We start from the raw sequence: 19,055 nt of genomic DNA on the forward strand, positions 1-19,055 counted from the left end.
TTACTGCTGGCTGTGGTAGTAATCCATAAGAATTTTCGCCACTTCAGGTCGCGAAAATTCCGGAGGAGGCGCAATGCCCTGCCCCAGCATTTCCCGCACTGCAGTACCTGACAACAGGACAAAATCGTCTTTACTGTGATCGGGGGCATCTCGCATCATCACAACCTTGTCGAGTTTGCGGCTGTAAGCCGTGTGATCTGCTCGGTAGATATCAATTTCCAGAGATCCGTCCGGGACTTCCTCATCAAAAACTGTTTGTGCGTCAAAGCCACCGTAGTAATCACCTACGCCAGCATGATCGCGACCCACGATGAGGTGTGTGCAACCGCAGTTCTGGCGGAATACCGCATGCAGTACCGCCTCGCGAGGGCCTGCGTAAAGCATGTCGAAGCCATAGCCCGTAACCATCACAGTGTTGGGTGGGAAGTACACCTCAACCATCTTGCGTATGGAGGCGTCCCTTACTTCGGCAGGAATGTCACCAGGCTTAAGCTTGCCGAGAAGCATGTGGATTAAAATACCATCCGCCTCAAGGTCTTCCATTGCCATACGGCACAGCTCTTCGTGCGCCCGATGCATTGGATTTCGAGTCTGGAAAGCGACGACCTTCTCCCATCCGCGTTCTGCTATCTCCGCACGGATATCCACCGCAGTTCGGAACGTATCTGGAAACTCCGACGCGAAGTAAGAATAGTTCAGCACCTGAATAGGCCCAGACACTACGCGCTTGCCCAGGCTCAAGAAGGTTGCAACGCCAGGGTGCTCAGGGTCCAGCGTCCGAAAAACTTTTTGGGCTATCTGCGAGAGCTGATCGTCGCTCGCTTCTTCCACGGCCGCAACATCCATGACGGCCAGGACAGGATTACCTTCGACATTGGGGTCACGTAGGGCTAAGCGCATTCCCGCCTGGACATTTGGATCGTCCGTGACATTCAGAATGGGCACAGGCCAAAACAGCCCCGACTCAGTTTGTAAATTGTCGGCTACGGACACCGCGTCACCCAGACTCATGTAACCAGTAAGCGGATTAAAGTACCCCGCTCCAAGCATGACCGCATTGGCGGCGGCGGCGGAATTCAAAAGCATTGATGGCAGCGACTCGGCTTCGCTAGCCAGCGCAGCGCGGGCTTTCTCGTCGTAAACGTAGAGGGGGCGCAGTTCCTTTGAACCGTGGGGCTTAATCATCTGTGTATCCCTTTGTGTGCGGCTTTAATGGCGTCGATTCAGGCAGCAATAATGCCGCGCTCTCGCAGCTCTCCCAAAATTTGGGCGACTTCTTCGTCAAGGCTTTGCTGATCCGAATGCAAGTGGATTTCTGCAGACGGGGGCGCTTCGTAAGGGTCATCAATCCCTGTGAAGTTTTTGATTTCGCCTGCGCGAGCCTTTTTGTAAAGACCCTTTGGATCACGACCCTCAGCAGCCTCAAGGGAGCAGTCCACGAACACTTCAATAAAGTCGATCCCGGCTGCCGCATGTAGCTCCCGAACCGCATCACGGTCCGCTACATAAGGGCTGATGAAACTGGATAGCGCGATGATACCGCTGTCCGCAAACAGCTTGGCGACTTCGCCGATGCGGCGAATGTTCTCCGTGCGGTCTTCCGCCGAGAACCCTAAATTCTTGTTGATTCCCATGCGAACGTTGTCACCATCCAAGCGATAAGCAAGCACGCCATGCTCATGAAGCACGCCCTCAAGCTCTACCGCTACGGTGCTCTTGCCACTACCCGAAAGCCCCGTAAACCAGATAGTTGCGCCTCGATGCCCCAGGATTTTTGCGCGATGATCGCGTGTGATGTCGCCTTCGTGCCAGTGCACATTAGTGGCTTTCTGTTCAGCCATGATTTCCTCTCGATAGACGTGATTTTTGAGCCCGCAAGCTTACCATGCAGTGCGGCGGCGGGCAGGACCAAAAAAATGATGCACGTCTCAACATTGAAGACGCGGTTCGGCCCCTCAATAGGCTAGAGCATCAACAAACCGAGGCGGGCTACAGAAATTCGGTTGCCACCCGAGCGCTCAGCTTTCTGCATAGCCGCTTCAGCCTCGGATTCCATTTGGGTAGCGAGGCGCTCACTAGATTCCACGGGATGCCTCGACGGCTCCCAACAGACCAGCCCGACGCTTAGAGACACGTGAAGCACTGCCCCCCGACCGTCATCGATCGCAAAATCGTCGATATCCTGTCGCATACGCTCGCCAATATCATGGGCGTGGGGCTCATTACAGGCGGGCAGCAGCACGGCAAAGTGCGTCGCTGATATGTGTGCGATGTAGTCGGTCGCACGCAACTCAGAACACAGGCGCTGAGAAACACGACGCTGCACAAAATGGCAGGCCACCTCTCCGTAGCTCTTGCAGATATCTGCCAATTCATCGAGGGAAATATATAAAAGCGTCATGGGATGGTTTACACGCCGCGCCCAGTAAATCTCTCGCAACATATCTCGACGAAACGCGCGAAGGTTGCCGACCTCGGTCACCGGGTTGAGCAGCGTCAATTGATCAACTCGTTGGTACTCCACAACCCGCAGCAGCGCAGCCGCTACCAGCTGTCCTAGCATGGCAAAAAGCTCGCGTTCCTGGTCGCCATAGGCGGTCATCGTCTCGGTGAGGGCAATATGGTAGCTCCCCACCAGGCGATCGCCATCAAAGAGCGGCATCATGATAGCGCCCGCCGCGTTTGATGCACCGGACAAAATGTTAAACATTCTGCGATCGTCAAGATCTATAAGCGATGTGTCTGGGAGATCGGGGTATAGCTGGTAGAGCGCATAGTTGTCTGACTTAAGTGACAGAGATGACCCGAACATTTTGCTAATGGGCAGGAGCCGAGCTATCTGCTCCTCCGGGTCATGGAGCCGCAACTCGGCCTGAGCGGAGCCAAACCCCTGGGGGAAATCCTCCAAGAGATACTTCACCAGGGAAGAAAGGCTTTTCACACCCAACAGGTTACGCTGAGCCTGTCTAAGCTGTCGCAATACATGTACATGCAACAGTTGAACAAGATCGCTGCTATCCTCGGGCTCAACCGGTAGCTCGGTCATTTCAATGTCAGTGACCTCAGGCTGTTTGCCGCTCTCTTCGCCCACTTCGCTCACTTCGCTCACTTTTGCTTATTCTTATTGTCGACCAAAACACTCTCCTACATGTCACTGAAAACTGTGGCAGCTTTGCCCAGCCACAGTAATCACACTATACTCCATCAAACAAACCGAGGGGTGGTTAAGACCTGAGACGCCTGCCCTTCACCGTAGACCAAAAATAGGCGCGGTGGAGTGCCAAAGCGAACCCTTAGAACCTGATCCGGGCAATACCGGCGTAGGGATGGTTGCAGCTTTTACCCGTCCAAGTCTGACGAAAGCCGCCCGTTCCCTCGCCCGAGGGAATATTCGTGAGCCAAGCAAGCACTCCAAGCACGTCAAACGCGGCGTACGCGACACATACATCAAAGCGAACGTCACACACCCAACGCATTGAGTATCCATCGAGCCCCAGCGCTTCTGATTGCGGCGCGGATTTTACGCATCGGCGCGATGGTTTTGGCACTTCGACGATCACGGGGATCTTACTCTCAAGCATTATGCTGGCGGTGCCTTGGTCAGCTATCGCACAAAGTATATCTTCTGAGAACGCACCGCCGTCGGCGCCTCCTCTTGAGGAGATTGTCGTAACGGCAGAGCTTCGCAACACACCCTGGCTCTTACAACCAACGAGCAGCAGCATTGTGGGCGCCGCGCAGATTCAGGAGCGCAATGCGATCCATCTCGAGAACCTCTTGATACTGGCTCCCAATGTGAATCTAGCCGGGGGCAGCTCTCGAGCCCGTTTCTACCAGATACGGGGAGTCGGTGAGCGAAGTCAGTTCGTAGACCCCCTTAATCCGTCGGTAGGGCTCTTGATTGATGGCATTGATTTTAGCGGGCTGGGAAGCGCAGCAACCCTTTTTGATATCGAGCAGGTAGAAGTACTTCGCGGACCCCAGGGGACCCTTCATGGCGCCAATGCGCTGGCGGGCTTGATCAACATGCGCAGCGCGGCACCAGAATCCGAATTCTCCGCTCGCCTGCAGTCGACGGTGGGAGATTATGGACGCCGGGAGCTCGGTATAAGCGCCACGGGGCCGCTCATAGACGACACGCTGCTTTTTAGAATCGCTGCGTTCGAGCATCGAAGCGATGGATTCATAGACAATAGCTTTCTCGGTAGAAGCGATACCAATCAGCGAGACGAAGCGGTGTATCGCGGACGTTTGCAGTGGATAGCAAGCGAGCGGCAAACGTTTGACCTCACGCTATCGCACGTGGAAATTGATAACGGCTACGACGCCTTCTCCCTCGATAATACGCGCACGACACTGTCTGATATGCCTGGCAACGATCGACAGGAAAGCGACGCCCTCGGCATCCATTACCGCTGGTCAGGGGACCGCGTTCTCACGGAAGTCATGGCCAGCGCCGCGATCTCTGATACTGACTACAGCTATGACGAAGACTGGAGTTTTGTCGGAATCGCTCCTGACCTGGAGTATTCGTCCTTTGATCGTTATCTCAGAGAACGAGAGAGTTACAGCGCTCAACTTCGGCTCTCTTCCGCCGAAGCCCTCTCCACGGCTATCGGGGACCTAAACTGGACGGCCGGAATCTATGCGCTAAACGATGATGAATCGCTGCGTCGCGAGTACACATACCTTGCTGAAGATTTCCGCAGTCGCTTCAAAGCAGAGACTCAAGCCGCCTATGGCCAGCTAGATCTGGAATTGACTCAGAACTGGACCCTCAGTGGAGGGCTGCGACTGGCGAATCGGTCCATGCAATATGACGATTCCAATGCAGTGAGCAGCGAACCGGACAATAGCCTGTGGGGAGGCAAGCTATCGCTTCAGTACGAAAGCGAGGGTCTTGGCATGTTCTACGCTGCGGTTTCCCGCGGCTATCGCGCGGGCGGCGTGAACGCAGGCATTCTCGCGTTCCCCGCCGACGAAGCGGGAACCTCGGAATCCCTCTCTGACCTACGCTTCTTTGACGAAGAGCTTCTGTACAATTTCGAGATCGGTCACAAAGGTCAATTCTTCGAAGGCCGACTGCAAAGCGCAGCCACCATTTTCTACATGGATCGCAGTGATCAGCAGGTACGCGGCTCCGTGGTCATACCCCGTGCTGATGGCAGCACAGCTTTCATCGATTTTACGGATAACGCGGCGGCCGGGTACAACCTGGGACTGGAGTGGGAGCTGCGTGCCGCGCTGAGCAATGACTTCGAAATGTATCTGAACACGGGCCTGCTAAGAGCGCGCTTCGATGAATACATCAATGCCGACGGTCGCGATCTTGAAGACCGGGAGCAAGCGCACGCGCCAAGCTACCAATTCGCTGCGGGCCTTCAGTGGAGCCCAGGCGAGCACTGGAAGACCGACCTGCAGTGGGAAGGTCGCGACAGCTTCTTCTTTTCGGACCGCCACGATGTCAAATCCGAAGCCTACGGTCTCATTCATCTACGCGTCGCCTACCAAGGCGAAAACTGGGAAGTGGCCCTTTGGGGACGCAACCTCACAAACGAAGATTACTTCACTCGCGGCTTTGGCAGCTTTGGCAACGACCCACGCAAGGGCTATGTCACCGAAGCCTACCGACAGTTTGGCGATCCGAGGCAACTGGGCCTTAGCCTGGAACTGCAGCTTTGAGCACAGTCCTGGAAGGAATCGCGGTCGTTTTAGGACTCGCCTACCTTGTTTTGGCCATTTGGGAAAAACGCAGTTGCTGGATAGCAGGCGGCTTGGCTTCCGCTCTCTTCATGGGGATTTTCTGGGATGCGGGCCTACCGATGCAGGGGCTGCTTCAGGTCTTTTATCTGTTTATGGCAGCTCTGGGATGGTGGCGCTGGGGCAGGGACAGCTCAGAGACCGCTCGCGCCGTCAGCAAAGTTGGCTGGCGATACCACGCGACCATTCTCGCCAGTCTTGTTCTTCTGAGCGGCGTCACTCTACTGGCGCGAAACACAATGACCGACTTGCAGGCCATCGTGGATACGGGAAGCAGCTGGGCTGGCGTTCTCGCCACCTGGATGGTCGCCCAAAAGAAACTCGAGTCCTGGATATACTGGATCGCAATTGATCTTTTAACTGCAGGGCTATATCTGAACGCGGGATTACTGGCATCATCGGGTCTCTACGTGGTTTACACAGTGCTGGCGATTATCGGATGGAAGCAGTGGCGACAGAGCGTGCGTCTGCAAGCAACCAGCAGCTAGTACTCGAAGTTTGCGAGGATTATGCTCGCTGGGCGCCTGAGCTGTCGGGCCCGCCATCACCGGGCGCTGTACTTAAGGGCGGTCACAACCATTTTCTACAACTCATCGAGAGTCCCGAGCGGCAATGGGTCGTGCGTATAGCGATCACCGGGATCCGCGATACCACCCAGAGAAAAACAGAAGTTACAGCGCAAATGCTTGCTGCTGACGCGGGCATTGGCCCAAAGCTGTCCCTTAGCGATCCACTGCGCGGTATTACTGTCATGGAATACATTGACGGGGCTAAGGATCATCACAGCACTGCTGGCGAACTGGCTTTGCTGTTTACCCGGATTCACGCCCTTCCCACTCAGGGTGAACGACTCTCCTCGCCCGAGGCCCTGCGGCAGCACCGCGTCATTGCCTCCGCTGATAGCGAGTTGGCACGACTGTTAGAACGCGGTGAATCGAGGATCAATAACGCTATGGATTGCATCGAGGAAGCGTCTTCACTACCCCCTGTGTTCTGCCATAACGACCTCTTAAGAGCAAACCGCATCTCCAGCAAAGGTCGGCTTTACGCTCTTGATTGGGAATACGCTGCACCAGGGGACCCTCTCTTTGATCTGGCGGTTTGTGCCTCGGAACTCGACAATCAAAGCGCCGAAGAGCTTCTCGTCCAGTACTTTGGGCGCCCACCCTTCGCCGAAGAGGAACGACGTTTTAAAGCTCAGAGCCTGCTCTACGCCTGCATCGAGGCTTGCTGGTTTAGCGCTCATAAAAGCAACACACAAGAGTCGACAGCGTCCAAGCAGCGCCTTGCTAAGTTACTGCCTGCAGGGAGTTCATCTTGAGTCAGTGGCATATTTTCGGAGCGGGTGCCATGGGCTGCCTTATTGCGCATCGCATGCAGCAATGTGAACTCCCCTCGACATTGCTGCATCACCATAAAGAGCCCGTTGAGAAAATAATCATCGATGGGCATGTTGAGACGCATCTCGAGGCCCTGCCCCTGCAGACGCTTGCTCACGGCAGTATCGAACGGCTGTTGCTCACCACGAAAGCGGGGCAAGTGCAAAGCGCGTTAGCACTAGCGCTCCCCTATCTGACTAAAAACGCAATTGTTGCCAGCACGGCCAATGGAATGGGCTTCGAGAAAGCTGCGCAGAACAGTATTCCGAACCATACAATTCACCGCGCGATTAGCACTGCAGGGGCTTTCAGGGTTTCGGCAGACAGGGTGCGGGTTGTTTCAAACGGCACAACACGCATGGGCCTACCGGGGTCGAGCCTCCCATCGCCCCAATGGTTCAACGACAGCCTTCAACATCTTTCGGCGTGGCACTGGGAGTCAAACATCGAACAGGCAATCGCCGTAAAGTTTTCTATCAACTGCATCATTAATCCGCTCACCGCAGAACTTACTTGCCGCAACGGCGAACTCCTTGACCGTGGCGTGGCCAAACCTGAACTGAAAGCACTGTGCGAAGAAACGCAGCCCGCACTTATCGCCCTGGGTTTGTGGAGCGAGGAAGAGGATTTGCTCGCCACCGTGGTATCTGTCTGCCAGAGCACGGCGCAGAACAACTCCTCAATGTTGCAAGACAAGATGGCAGGTCGCCTGACCGAAGTAGAGTTTCTAAACGGTGAACTACTTCGACGAGCTGAATCTCTGGGTATAGACCTGCCCCTCAACCGCGCACTCCTGCACTCTCTTCGCTAGCCCCTCGCTAGCCCCGCAAAAAACCCATCTGCTCGCGAAGTAACTGAGAAATCGACTGCTTGAGCTGTAAAGCTGACGCCGTTTGAGAGACCGACAGCTGCCCTTCTTGAGACAAAGCTCCTTTTTCACTTCGCAGTTGGAGCAGGCAACGGCCGGCCTCGCAATCAACCCGCAGCGATAAGCTTTGCTGGGCTATGCAGCTGTTATGCAGCCCAGCCGGCGTTGCTGTGTAGTAGCTATCATCGGCAGGTCCAGCACCAAGAACCACGATATCTTCAGAGGCCTCTTTGACGAGAGTGCTGAGCAGGACACGCAAATCCTGCTCATTCATTGCTGTCATACGCGCATTGGCCCCAATATTAATCTGGGGCATGGGGAGGGCGAGACAAGGTCCCGGGGCTAACCAGGCAAGAGTGGCAAGCGCTATCGGCGCCAAACCTGCAGCAACAATAAGTCCGCGTGCTCCTAAACTACCCCGGGACCAATACGATAAAATCCAGGCCTGGCCTTGCTGCAGGATAGGAAGACGCACCAGTTTTCTGGGAAGCCGAACATTTACGACACCCATGACCGGCTCTTGTAACTTCGTTTGCTCCGCTATTTCTGCAAGGCTCGGCGCAGGTAGCCGACTCCTAACTTCACGCAACTGCTCTCGAAGATCAAACGTGCTTTGAGGACGAGCATCCAAGCGCGACGACAATAGAGACCGTAATAGTGTTTCAATTGACTGCATTGCCCGAGGCGACAGTCCCGTCAACACGGGAGCCGCCCCTAATCCCGCACGCATACGTCGTAAATCTAAAACTCCCCCATCATAAAACGGGTGCTCTCCGTAAAGCATGCGATACAGAAGTAATCCGAGGGCATAAAAATCGCTCAGCAAAACCGCCGGCTCGCCTCTAGACTGCTCCGGGGAAAGTGACTCGTGGCTATACGACGACCATTGCTCCCCCGCGAGGAGTGAGGAGCCTAAATCCGCCAGAACAGTTCGTCCCTGAGTATCAATGAGCACGTTTGCGGGCTTGATATCGCCGTGAACAAGGCCTGATCGACGCAAAGCGGCCAACGCAGCGGCAAGATCTGTGAGTACAACCATCGCATTTGCCGGGCTAAGGCGTCCCTCTGACGCCAACAGCCTTTCTAAAGTACATCCGGGAACGTACTGAAAGACGAGGGCGAGGCGGTCTCCCGCGCTGACGACATCATAAATGGTGACAGTTTGAGGGCTCTCTACGAGCATCAAATGTCTGGCTTCAAGAACCGCTCGGCGGCGGGCGGCTATAGACCCTGACAGGTGATAAAGCTTGATACAGACACGGCGCTTGAGTCGGGTATCCAGAGCCAAAAAGACCTCACCCTGCCCACCATGGCCTAAGCGTCCCAGTACGCGATACTGCGATAGGCCTCGGATCACCGATCAGCCCCTATCCGAACCCTCAAAAACACCTGATAGGTTCGCGGCAGCTACTCCGCTTGCGCGCAGACGGGTTTGTAGACCTCGTCGTGACACAGCCAGGCGCTCAGCGGTTGAGCTGAGATCCCCACGACAGGCATCCAGAGCTGAGAGCAATTCACCCAGAGGCACATCAGCAGCCAGACGACATTCGCGCAAGCTCTTGAGGCGCCGATAAACCGCGGGCCGGGAAACACCCAAGTATTTCGCGACAGCCGCGACTTCATATTTAGCGCCGCGCCAAGCCTCCATAAACTCCTCATCCGACACCTCGTCCAAGCGACGGGCGACTGACTCTCTTATCTGGGTCGGCTCGGGCTCGGAAAGATCGACTTGAGCTGCGGGTTTAGGTGCGGGTTTAGGTGCAGATAGCTGACTTAGGGGGCGACCCAAGCGCTCGCGAATAGTGCTGGGAACCCGCAGCTCACCCCTCGATACACTACTAATCTGAGCGACTGCATGTTGCAGCTCGCGGATATTCCCGGGCCAGCTGTAAAGTAAAAACTGTTCGAACAAGCGGGCCCAGGCCGTAACACCGGCGACACTACTTTGAACATCCCAGCTAAGTCCTGCTTCGCCCGCTTGATCATTAAAAAAATCTGCAGCCAGCAATGCAACATCCTCAGATCGCTCTTTAAGACAAGGCAGATGCACTTCATAGGCACCGAGCCGATAGCGAAGCGCTGGGCGAAAAGTTTCGCGTAGCTGGTCAGGATCTTGCTCCATCGCTGCAATCACACGCAGCGCAACGCTCTCACTCTTACCGCCCACCACCTGAATCTCTCGCTCCTGAAGTGCTCTTAGTAACATTGGCTGCAATACCGGAGGCGTATCTCCTACCTCATCAAGGAACAAAGTGCCGCCGTTGGCCTGCTGAAAGAAGCCTTGGCGGTTCGCATCAGCCCCCGTGTAAGCGCCTTTTGCCGCCCCAAAAAGATTGGCACTGGCCAAATCCACGGGCATAGCCGCCATATTTACAGCCACCCAGGGCTGCCCTGATCGACGACTCAATGTATGGATTGCGCCAGCGATGCGCTCTTTACCGGTACCCGTAGGACCAATGAGCAACACATCGCCATTACTTTTCGCTGCAGCTTCGGTGCTTTCACGCAATTGTTGCATCGCTGGACTTACGCCACGCAGCGCGGCGAGCTCAGGGATGGTACTGGCGCTAGCCTTGGAGCTTCGATGCCTTAAATGAAGGACGATCCGCTCGGCGACAGTCAGAACCACACCACCCTGAAGCTGCTCAGCTGTGAGAGCCGCGACGTTCCGAAGCTCGCAACCATCAATACGCAAACGGGAGCTGCCTGCTCTACGAACTATTTGCCAGTGCGAACCTTGGTACCTGAGGCTAAAGGCGTCGCGACTCACAAAATCATCGTCGCAGCCTCGAGCCGAAGAGCCTTCGAGATGAGCAAACTGGGGCAGATGACGACCAAAAACTATGGGGTCGTCGGTATACCCCAAGGAACATACTTCTCCGATACGTGACGTATCCGGGTGGAAGGCGAGAACGACACACAACTGCTGTTTGTCAGCATCGATTGCCGAAGAATCCCAGAGAGCGTCATCACTGACACTCAGCGTTCGAGTGATATCCAAATCTTTCGGGTCATTCAATGGAGCCTCCTGGAGGCCGGATCCGTCTAGCTTAGCCTTCCTGGGTAGTCGTTATTCTTTGTTATCAATATGAGCATAGCAGTTTGGCCGCGACAGCCAAGGTGAGAAAATTAGCCGAGGATAAGAACCGCAGACAGCGCCACCAACCAAAGGCCCGCACTGCGATAGAGAATATCGCCGAGGACGCGGGCTCCTCCGACACTGTTGCAAGCGACCCCTGCAAGCTCCAGGAGGAGCTGTGGAGCCTTAGTCATGTCAGTAAGGTGCGCTAAGGGAGCTCGCTTGCTCACGGCCAAGAAATCACCGCTCAGTGCAAAGGTGAGACCAAGGACTCGCGCAGGCATCCAATCAGCCCAACGTAGCACTCTTAAATACACGGGAGACCCCTCACTGGCAGATAGCAACGATAAGCCCCGATACAAGACGGCTAAGGGTGCGCCCCCCACAACAAAATAAAAGAGCGGCGCAAACCAGCGCGCATAGCCACTGTAGATCAAGCGCTGCAACGCGACCGTTTCCGCGCTGCTGTCCGACTCAAGAGAAAGGGGAGCCCAGATATTGCCCAGAGCATCGCAGGCTCCTTGCGAGTCGACCGCAACGCGGGCTTCATAACGCTCCAGGGCCGTATGGAAGTCATCTCGACCCAGACTCCATACAAACAATCCTGCCGTCGCCAGTAATTCTGCGAGTCCGAACAACCAATCATCAATGACAGACAAAGCCCAGATGATCACCAAAACCACCACACCAAGTGTGATCAAGGTACGGGCAGCCTCGTTAGAGATCCGCGCAGCAACGGCCTTATCCCATTGAAAGAGCCAGACATCACGCTGCAAAAAGCTTCCTGGTTGAATAACCTGGTGCAAAGACAATGCAATGATCATTGCAAGAAACGTCATCGCCCTATATTACCCTCTGTTTGTGAACGTCGGAGCCCGCAGCGTGCGCAAGCAAGTTTCTCAACCGCGCCCAGTCAAACGCCTCACCCGGATCGGTTTTCCTGCCGCTGGCAATATCGCTATGTCCGACTATTGGTCCTCGCGCCAAAGACGGCAGGTACTCGCGCAGCTCAACAATCAGTTGCGCTAAGGCCTCATATTGCACCGACTCGTAGGCACGGCTATCTGTGCCCTCGAGCTCAATACCAATACTAAAGTCATTGCAGTTCGTCCTGCACCCCCAGGAGGAGACCCCAGCATGCCAAGCGCGGTCAAGGCAGGACACAAATTGCGTTAACGCACCATCACGGTGGATCAGAAAATGTGACGAGACCTCGAGCCCCTTGAGCTCTTCAAGAGATGGGTCCCGAGAACAGTCAAGTGTGTTGCAAAACAACGACTCTATATCGCCCGTACCAAAGCAACCTGGTGGCAGCGAGATATTATGCACCACCAGCATATCCAGTGCGCTGACATCTGGCCTGGAGTTAAAGTTAGGGGACGGACAGTGGCGAGCGCTGTTCAGCCAGCCGTTCCATGCATTTTGTGAAGACATAACACCATTGTGTGCATCAAGCACCTCAACGGCAAGCATGGCGATGGTTTTGGTCGGGAACAGGCGCTGCTACTATGCGCCCGACAAACACTCTCAATACCCAAGCCGGAAATTTGTATGCCACTCAACCTCAGTCGAGTCCCGGACGCCATCGTTGATAGCAACGTAGACAGCGCTCTTGCAGAAGACATTGGCAGTGGAGATATCACCGCCAATTTGTTGCCGGCCGACAATCTGGCCGAAGCGACCATCATCACCCGCGACGCAGGAATTCTCTGCGGTCAGCAATGGGTGTCCAGAGTCTTCGAACGTGTTGACGAACGCATCAGCGTTCACTGGTCTGTGGCTGATGGCGACGCTTTGACTGCAGGCGAAACACTTCTGACGCTTCAAGGTCCTGCTCGTGGACTGCTGACAGCTGAGCGCACTGCCCTGAACTTTCTACAGACGCTGTCGGGCACGGCAACGCGCTGTCGCGAATACGCAAACAAGGTGGAGGGCACGGGCGTTCGACTATTGGATACCCGCAAAACTCTGCCAGGGCTACGAGCCGCTCAAAAATACGCGGTACGTTGCGGCGGATGCTACAACCACCGAATCGGCCTCTATGACGCGTTCTTGATTAAGGAAAACCACATCCTCGCCTGCGGTGGAATACCCGCCGCCGTGCTGCGGGCCAGAGAGAGTGCTCCAGGAAAGCCTGTGGAAGTTGAGGTGGAAAGCATGGACGAGTTAGCACAGGCAATAGAGGCGGAGTGCGAACGCGTGATGCTCGATAACTTTGATCTCGATGCCATGCGAGAAGCAGTAAAACTCAATGATGGCCGAGCAGAACTCGAGGCCTCGGGAAACGTGACCTTGGAAACGTTGTCAGCTATAGCCCAGACCGGGGTCGATTTCATCTCTATTGGGGCACTGACCAAAGGCTGTGACCCTCTAGACCTGTCTATGCGTCTCGCATAAGCCTGGAGTGTTCACAGGCTCCGTTAGTGAGCCTGCCGGGGGCTCTGGACGTTAACTCTAGCCGGTAGTTCATGCCGGTAGTTCATGCCGGTAGCTCATGTCGAGAACTCCTGCCAAGAACTACAGGGGCAGCAGCGCCTCGGAACTGACAAGTACACCGTTTCGGTCGGCATAGATGTAGTCACCACTCCTGACCGTCGTACCCCCGATTTCGATAGGGATATCTCGCTGCCCCTCTCCTCGCTTATCAGTTTTCTGCGGGCAGGCGCCAAGGGCTTTGATACCAAGCTGAAGAGTCTCGAGAATTTCGACGTCGCGTACGGCTCCTGCAATCACAAGGCCGGACCAGCCATTCTCGACGGCCTTTGCAGCCAATTGATCACCCAACAGTGCACGCCGCAAAGAACAGCCGCCATCTACAACAAGGATCCTGCCAGCTCCCTGCTGTTGCACGAGCTCTTTTACAAGCGAGTTGTCTTCAAAACACTTCACTGTAAGCGCAACACCGCTATAGCAAAGCACCGCGCCAAAGTCCTGCCAAGAGTGAAGCAGGGCTCGAGCCTCGGGAGCGCCATCGGCAAGGTCCGGTGTACTGAAGACGGGGTTCACTAGAGCCACCCTACCGGGTAATCCTGCAGAGCTCCCGCAGCATTAGCCACAGCGCCCGCGAAACCCTCGCATCGCGGCAGAATGCTTTGGGCATAAAACGCTGCTGTGGCGATCTTTTTGGCATAAAACTGGTTGTCACTTCCGTCCTGTATCGCAAGCCGCGCCACGTTCGCGCCGCGGGCCAGTTGCCATGCCCCGAACAAGTAGCCCGTCTGCATCATGTAATCGAACGCTGCGGCGCGGGACGCCTCGGGGTTACTGGCGAGCATCTGGATAACGGTCTCCGTCGACACTGCCTGCAAGGCAACGGCATCTCCAAGCGCATTGCCCACAGTCGCAAGTTCGCCACCTGCTTCTACATACGCCTTTGCGTCGTCGCGAATCATGTCCAGCACAGCGCCCATGGTTGATCCACCATCTCGGCCAAGCTTGCGACCAACGAGATCTGCTGCCTGAATACCATTAGTGCCTTCATAAATTGGTGTGATGCGCACATCGCGAAGGTACTGGGCAGCGCCCGTCTCCTCGACGTAGCCCATACCGCCATGCACCTGAACTCCCAGCGACGTCAATTCCACGCCTACCTCGGTCATCCAGCCCTTAATCACGGGAATCATCAGGTCAATGCGGGCCTGTGACGCGGCTTGATCCGCCTCGGGACCGTAATGGGCCAGATCCATTGTCACGGCTTCACTGTATGCCAGAGCACGCATTGCCTCGTTTAGAGCCTTCATCGTGAGCAGCATGCGCTTCACATCCGGGTGTTGAATAATGGGTACACCGCCTTGCACTCGTTCTTTGGCATAGGCGAGCGCCTGCTGATAGGCGCCCTCAGAGGCGCCCAGACCCTGAAGCCCCACTTTCAAGCGCGCCTCGTTCATCATGGTAAACATACAGGTTAGGCCGCGATTTTCTTCACCGACTAGATACCCAATGGCACCCCCGTTATCACCAAACGCCATTACGCAGGTGGGGCTACCGTGAATACCCAGCTTGTGTTCCGTCGAGACCGGGTAGACGTCATTGCGCTCTCCGAGACTGCCATCCGCATTCACAAGAAACTTTGGCACTAGAAAAAGCGAAATGCCGCTGGAACCTTCGGGCGCGTCAGGTAGCTTGGCAAGGACGAGGTGAACGATATTGTCGACTGCGTCGTGATCACCCCAAGTGATGTAGATCTTCTGGCCGGTAATCAAATAATGATCGTCTTTGGGTATCGCTCGGGTCTTCATGACGCCGAGATCCGATCCCGCTCCGGATTCGGTAAGGTTCATGGTTCCAGTCCATTCACCGGTGTGCAGTTTCTCCAGGTAAGTAGCCTTGAGAGCATCGTTCCCATGGGAAGATATTGCCAGAGCCGCGCCGCTGCTTAAGAATGGCGCCAGCGCGAAGGCCATGTCGGCGCCATTCCACATTTCTGACGCTGCCGTACCATAAAGCTCCGGTAAGCCCTGCCCCCCAAAGTCAGCGTCAGCTGAGATGCCAAACCATCCTCCTTGAGCGAGTTGCTGTATCGCTTCGCCATAGCCTGGCGAGATAATGACCTTTTGCTCTTCACAACGCGCGGGATGAAGGTCTCCAACTCGACGTAAGGGCCCGATTACCTCCCCTGCCAACTTACCCCCCTCATCAAGGAGTGCAGCGGTCAGATCTTCTCCCACACCCAGTTCCTCGAAGCGAGGCAAGCCGCCGAGGGTATCGCCCACGCGGAGTACTTCATCGATCAAAAAACGCATATCTTCTAACGGCGCACGATACATAATAGGAAACCCTTAGCTTTACTCGTCAATATCCGGGACGCGGATGATAATCCGCGGCGAGCAAGTATAAAGGCTTGGCAGGATGGCGGCATCATCGCGATACTGTACTGCTTAAACCGCAAACGATTGGTCTCATGAATCTACACCGCATCGATCTCAACCTTCTGGTTTATCTCGACGCCCTTTTACGTGAAAGAAACGTAACGCAGGCGGCGCAGACCCTAAATTTGTCACAACCCGCAATGAGTAACGGTTTGCGGCGGTTGCGCACGCTATTCGATGATCCTTTACTAGTGCGAACTTCAGAGGGTATGACGCCGACAGAGCGTGCCCTGGAGCTTGAGCCACTGGTACGGGATGCGCTGTCGCGCATTGATCAGGCCGTCCAACCGCGCTCGGCCTTTTTGCCGGCCGAGGCACAGGGTGTGTTTCGCATCATGGCCAGTGACTACGCCGAGTCAACGCTCTTCCCCAAAGTACTCGGTGAACTGCGAAATCAGGCTCCGGGGATCACACTGGATATCATGACGCCGTCCGATGTGAGCTTTCTTGACGTAGAGCGCGGCAAAATTGATATGGTCATCAACCGCTTCGACTCCATGCCTCAATCGTTCCATCAGATTCCGCTTTGGGACGACAGTTTTTCCTGCCTCCTCAGCCCTAACCACCCCATCCTGAATGACTTTACCCTCGAGAAGTATCTTGAGTCGGACCATGTCTGGGTAAGTAAAACAGGCATGGGCGTAGGGGTCGGCGTCAATCCCGACGATGTACAGCGGCTGGGGTGGGTCGACGCAGCACTGAACCGCCTGGGTAAGAAACGCCAGATTCGCGTATTTACGCGCCACTATCAGGCCGCAATGACGCTCGCTGAACACAACGATCTAATTGTCACACTGCCCACCCGGGCCGCACTCCTGAAACGGGACAACCCGCGTCTTGTGCGACGTGATCCTCCCATGGAAATACCCCCGTTGGAGCTCAAAATGGCCTGGAGTCCACTTTTACAGCACAACCCGGGTAACCGCTGGCTACGCAAACTAATAGTCGACATTGCTCGCCAGATTGTGGAAGCCGACAAGTATTCACGAAAAGAATGACGGCGATCATTTCTATATCCTTTGGAAATCATCCTCCAAGGATTAAAATGCTCCGTCGCTTACGTTCGTTGCGTCAATTGAAGGAGTCTCAATCATGACAAACCGGGTTTCTCGCGCGGGCTTACAAGTCTCGCCCGTCATCGCATCGCTATTGGAAGAGCAGATCTGCCCAGGCATCGACGTCGACGCCGCCAATTTCTGGAGCTCTCTTGCGAGCATTCTTGAAGACCTGGGCCCGCGGAACAAAGAACTCCTCGCCATTCGGGAAGATTTTCAGCGCCAGATAGATGCTTGGCATCAGCAGCACCCCGGCGCCGACTACGATCGGGCCGCCTACAAAGCGTTTCTTATGGACATTGGGTACCTGCTACCCCAACCGGCACCCTTCTCCATCAGCACAGAGAATGTAGACCCTGAAGTTGCTACGATCGCTGGGCCGCAGTTAGTGGTGCCCGTCATGAATGCGCGCTACGCCCTCAACGCTGCAAATGCACGCTGGGGCAGCCTCTACGATGCGCTGTATGGAACAGACGTGATCTCCGAAGACAACGGTGCGGAGCGCGCTGGCGGCTACAATCCGGTGCGCGGGGCGCGCGTGATTGACTGGGCGCGGAACTTCCTCGACAAACATTTTGCTCTTGAGAACGGCAGCCATCATGACGCGACGGCGTACCTCGTTAGCGATGGTGCGTTGACGGTAAGACTTGCCGACAAGAATGAAACTGCCGGGCTTGCAAACCCCGATCAGCTGAGGGGCTACCGCGGCGATCAGGAAGCGCCAACGGCGGTCCTTCTAAAGCACAACGGCTTGCACGTTGAGATTCAAATCGATGCAAATAGTCCCATAGGCTCCGAGGACAAAGCCGGAGTAAAAGACCTGTTCCTGGAGTCAGCGATCAGCACCATTCAGGATTGCGAGGACTCGGTGGCAGCGGTAGATGCAGACGATAAAGCCGTCGTCTACGGCAACTGGCTCGGGTTAATGCGTGGCGACTTGAACGAGCAGTTTAGCAAGGGCGGTCAGAGCCAAACCCGTACACTCAATCCAGACCGAAGCTACACAGCGCTTGATGGTAGCGAATTGGTTTTACCCGGTCGTAGTCTCATGTTTGTGCGCAATGTCGGTCATCTTATGACCAACGATGCGATCCTGGACAGTAAGGGCAATGAGATTCCCGAAGGCATCATGGACGCGATGTTCACCGCCGTCATTGCAATGCACGACATCAAAGGGGATAGCGGACTTAAGAACTCACGTTGCGGCAGCGTCTACATCGTTAAGCCCAAAATGCACGGTCCAGACGAAGTCAGCTTCACCGTGGAGCTTTTTTCGCGCGTCGAGGACGCTCTGGGATTACCCAGAAATACGCTAAAGCTAGGCATCATGGATGAAGAGCGACGCACCACGATTAACCTTCGGGAATGTATCTACCGGGCAAGAGAGCGAGTCGTGTTTATCAATACTGGCTTCCTCGATCGCACGGGCGACGAAATTCACACCAGCATGGCCGCCGCTGCAATGACGCCCAAAGGGGATATGAAATCCGAGCCATGGATCAGCGCCTATGAAGACCACAACGTCGATGCTGGGCTCTCCTGCGGCTTATTGGGACGCGCCCAGATAGGGAAAGGCATGTGGGCGATGCCCGACCTCATGGCTGCCATGCTCGAAGCTAAAATTGGTCACCCCAAGGCCGGAGCAAGCACTGCCTGGGTCCCCTCGCCCACCGCCGCTACGCTGCATGTAACGCACTATCACGACGTTAACGTCGCCGATGTGCAAGCGCACTTAAAAGATCGTCAACCCGCCTCCGTAGACGACATCCTCGCGATACCCCTTCGTGGTGCAGCGGATATGAGCGCCGATGATATTCAGCGGGAACTGGACAACAATGCTCAGGGAATTTTGGGTTACGTAGTGCGCTGGGTTGATCAGGGCGTGGGCTGCTCCAAGGTTCCAGACATCAACAACGTGGGTCTCATGGAGGATCGAGCGACGCTGCGGATCTCCTCCCAGCACATTGCAAACTGGTTGGTGCATGGCGTGTGTAGCGAAGCTCAGGTTCGAGAAACCTTAGAACGAATGGCGTCGGTCGTGGACCA

The 19,055-nt window shown here is 55.5% G+C and carries 16 protein-coding genes and 1 riboswitch; of the genes, 7 read left to right on the plus strand and 9 right to left on the minus strand.

Annotated features, from left to right (window positions below; translation table 11 throughout):
* From sat to AB8B76_RS00255, 3 genes are all read right to left on the minus strand, one after another.
* Nucleotides 1–1,185, minus strand: coding sequence for a sulfate adenylyltransferase (gene sat, locus AB8B76_RS00245; protein ID WP_405268524.1), 1,185 nt, complete (start codon nucleotides 1,183–1,185; stop codon nucleotides 1–3).
* Nucleotides 1,186–1,223: 38 nt separating this feature from the next.
* The gene (gene cysC / locus AB8B76_RS00250; RefSeq protein ID WP_405268526.1) at nucleotides 1,224–1,841 is read right to left on the minus strand and encodes an adenylyl-sulfate kinase; all 618 of its coding nucleotides are present in this window, start codon (nucleotides 1,839–1,841) and stop codon (nucleotides 1,224–1,226) included.
* A 122-nt stretch (nucleotides 1,842–1,963) separates the two neighbouring features.
* Nucleotides 1,964–3,109 (minus strand): GGDEF domain-containing protein, encoded by a 1,146-nt coding sequence (locus AB8B76_RS00255; RefSeq protein ID WP_405268529.1) that lies wholly within the window; start codon nucleotides 3,107–3,109, stop codon nucleotides 1,964–1,966.
* Nucleotides 3,110–3,206: 97 nt separating this feature from the next.
* A riboswitch (TPP riboswitch) is annotated at nucleotides 3,207–3,344 on the plus strand.
* 49 nt (nucleotides 3,345–3,393) lie between these two features.
* Here AB8B76_RS00255 and AB8B76_RS00260 point away from each other — a divergent pair.
* The 4 genes from AB8B76_RS00260 to AB8B76_RS00275 are packed head-to-tail and all read left to right on the plus strand — an operon-like array spanning nucleotide 3,394 to nucleotide 7,950.
* Nucleotides 3,394–5,682, plus strand: a complete 2,289-nt coding sequence (locus AB8B76_RS00260) for a TonB-dependent receptor (RefSeq protein WP_405268532.1) — start codon at nucleotides 3,394–3,396, stop codon at nucleotides 5,680–5,682.
* Complete coding sequence (pnuC, locus tag AB8B76_RS00265; protein WP_405268535.1) at nucleotides 5,679–6,248, plus strand: nicotinamide riboside transporter PnuC; 570 nt, start codon at nucleotides 5,679–5,681, stop codon at nucleotides 6,246–6,248. The genes AB8B76_RS00260 and pnuC overlap by 4 nt, the downstream gene beginning before the upstream one ends.
* A complete protein-coding gene (locus tag AB8B76_RS00270; protein WP_405268537.1) occupies nucleotides 6,200–7,081 on the plus strand; it encodes a choline/ethanolamine kinase family protein in 882 nt (293 codons plus the stop codon). The genes pnuC and AB8B76_RS00270 overlap by 49 nt, the downstream gene beginning before the upstream one ends.
* Nucleotides 7,078–7,950, plus strand: coding sequence for a 2-dehydropantoate 2-reductase (locus tag AB8B76_RS00275; RefSeq protein ID WP_405268540.1), 873 nt, complete (start codon nucleotides 7,078–7,080; stop codon nucleotides 7,948–7,950). Before AB8B76_RS00270 ends, AB8B76_RS00275 begins: the two co-directional genes overlap by 4 nt.
* A 7-nt stretch (nucleotides 7,951–7,957) precedes the next feature.
* Here AB8B76_RS00275 and AB8B76_RS00280 read toward each other — a convergent pair whose 3' ends face one another.
* From AB8B76_RS00280 to ampD, 4 genes are all read right to left on the minus strand, one after another.
* On the minus strand, nucleotides 7,958–9,364 hold the full coding sequence (locus tag AB8B76_RS00280; protein WP_405268543.1) for a serine/threonine protein kinase: 1,407 nt from the start codon (nucleotides 9,362–9,364) through the stop codon (nucleotides 7,958–7,960).
* 3 nt (nucleotides 9,365–9,367) lie between these two features.
* Entirely contained in the window at nucleotides 9,368–11,026 is a 1,659-nt protein-coding gene (locus AB8B76_RS00285; protein WP_405268546.1) for a sigma 54-interacting transcriptional regulator, read from the minus strand.
* A gap of 110 nt (nucleotides 11,027–11,136) precedes the next feature.
* Nucleotides 11,137–11,925 carry a regulatory signaling modulator protein AmpE gene (gene ampE / locus AB8B76_RS00290; protein WP_405268549.1) on the minus strand — a complete coding sequence of 263 codons (789 nt, stop codon included), beginning with the start codon at nucleotides 11,923–11,925 and terminating at the stop codon, nucleotides 11,137–11,139.
* 4 nt (nucleotides 11,926–11,929) lie between these two features.
* Nucleotides 11,930–12,559, minus strand: coding sequence for a 1,6-anhydro-N-acetylmuramyl-L-alanine amidase AmpD (ampD, locus tag AB8B76_RS00295; RefSeq protein WP_405268552.1), 630 nt, complete (start codon nucleotides 12,557–12,559; stop codon nucleotides 11,930–11,932).
* A gap of 78 nt (nucleotides 12,560–12,637) precedes the next feature.
* Here ampD and nadC point away from each other — a divergent pair, with 78 nt between their 5' ends.
* Nucleotides 12,638–13,483, plus strand: coding sequence for a carboxylating nicotinate-nucleotide diphosphorylase (gene nadC, locus AB8B76_RS00300; protein WP_405268555.1), 846 nt, complete (start codon nucleotides 12,638–12,640; stop codon nucleotides 13,481–13,483).
* A gap of 120 nt (nucleotides 13,484–13,603) precedes the next feature.
* Here nadC and rraA read toward each other — a convergent pair whose 3' ends face one another.
* Both rraA and AB8B76_RS00310 read right to left on the minus strand, forming a co-directional pair.
* Nucleotides 13,604–14,092 (minus strand): ribonuclease E activity regulator RraA, encoded by a 489-nt coding sequence (rraA, locus tag AB8B76_RS00305; RefSeq protein WP_405268558.1) that lies wholly within the window; start codon nucleotides 14,090–14,092, stop codon nucleotides 13,604–13,606.
* Complete coding sequence (locus tag AB8B76_RS00310) at nucleotides 14,092–15,852, minus strand: acyl-CoA dehydrogenase (protein ID WP_405268561.1); 1,761 nt, start codon at nucleotides 15,850–15,852, stop codon at nucleotides 14,092–14,094. The genes rraA and AB8B76_RS00310 overlap by 1 nt, the downstream gene beginning before the upstream one ends.
* A 134-nt stretch (nucleotides 15,853–15,986) precedes the next feature.
* Between AB8B76_RS00310 and AB8B76_RS00315 the strand changes: the two genes are divergently transcribed.
* Both AB8B76_RS00315 and AB8B76_RS00320 read left to right on the plus strand, forming a co-directional pair.
* A complete protein-coding gene (locus AB8B76_RS00315) occupies nucleotides 15,987–16,952 on the plus strand; it encodes a LysR family transcriptional regulator (RefSeq protein ID WP_405268564.1) in 966 nt (321 codons plus the stop codon).
* Between the two features lie 94 nt (nucleotides 16,953–17,046).
* The coding region (locus tag AB8B76_RS00320) for a malate synthase G (RefSeq protein WP_405268567.1) at nucleotides 17,047–19,055 on the plus strand (2,009 nt) is incomplete at its 3' end.

Origin of the sequence: Congregibacter sp., assembly GCF_045107095.1 — a bacterium.
GTDB lineage: Bacteria > Pseudomonadota > Gammaproteobacteria > Pseudomonadales > Halieaceae > Congregibacter.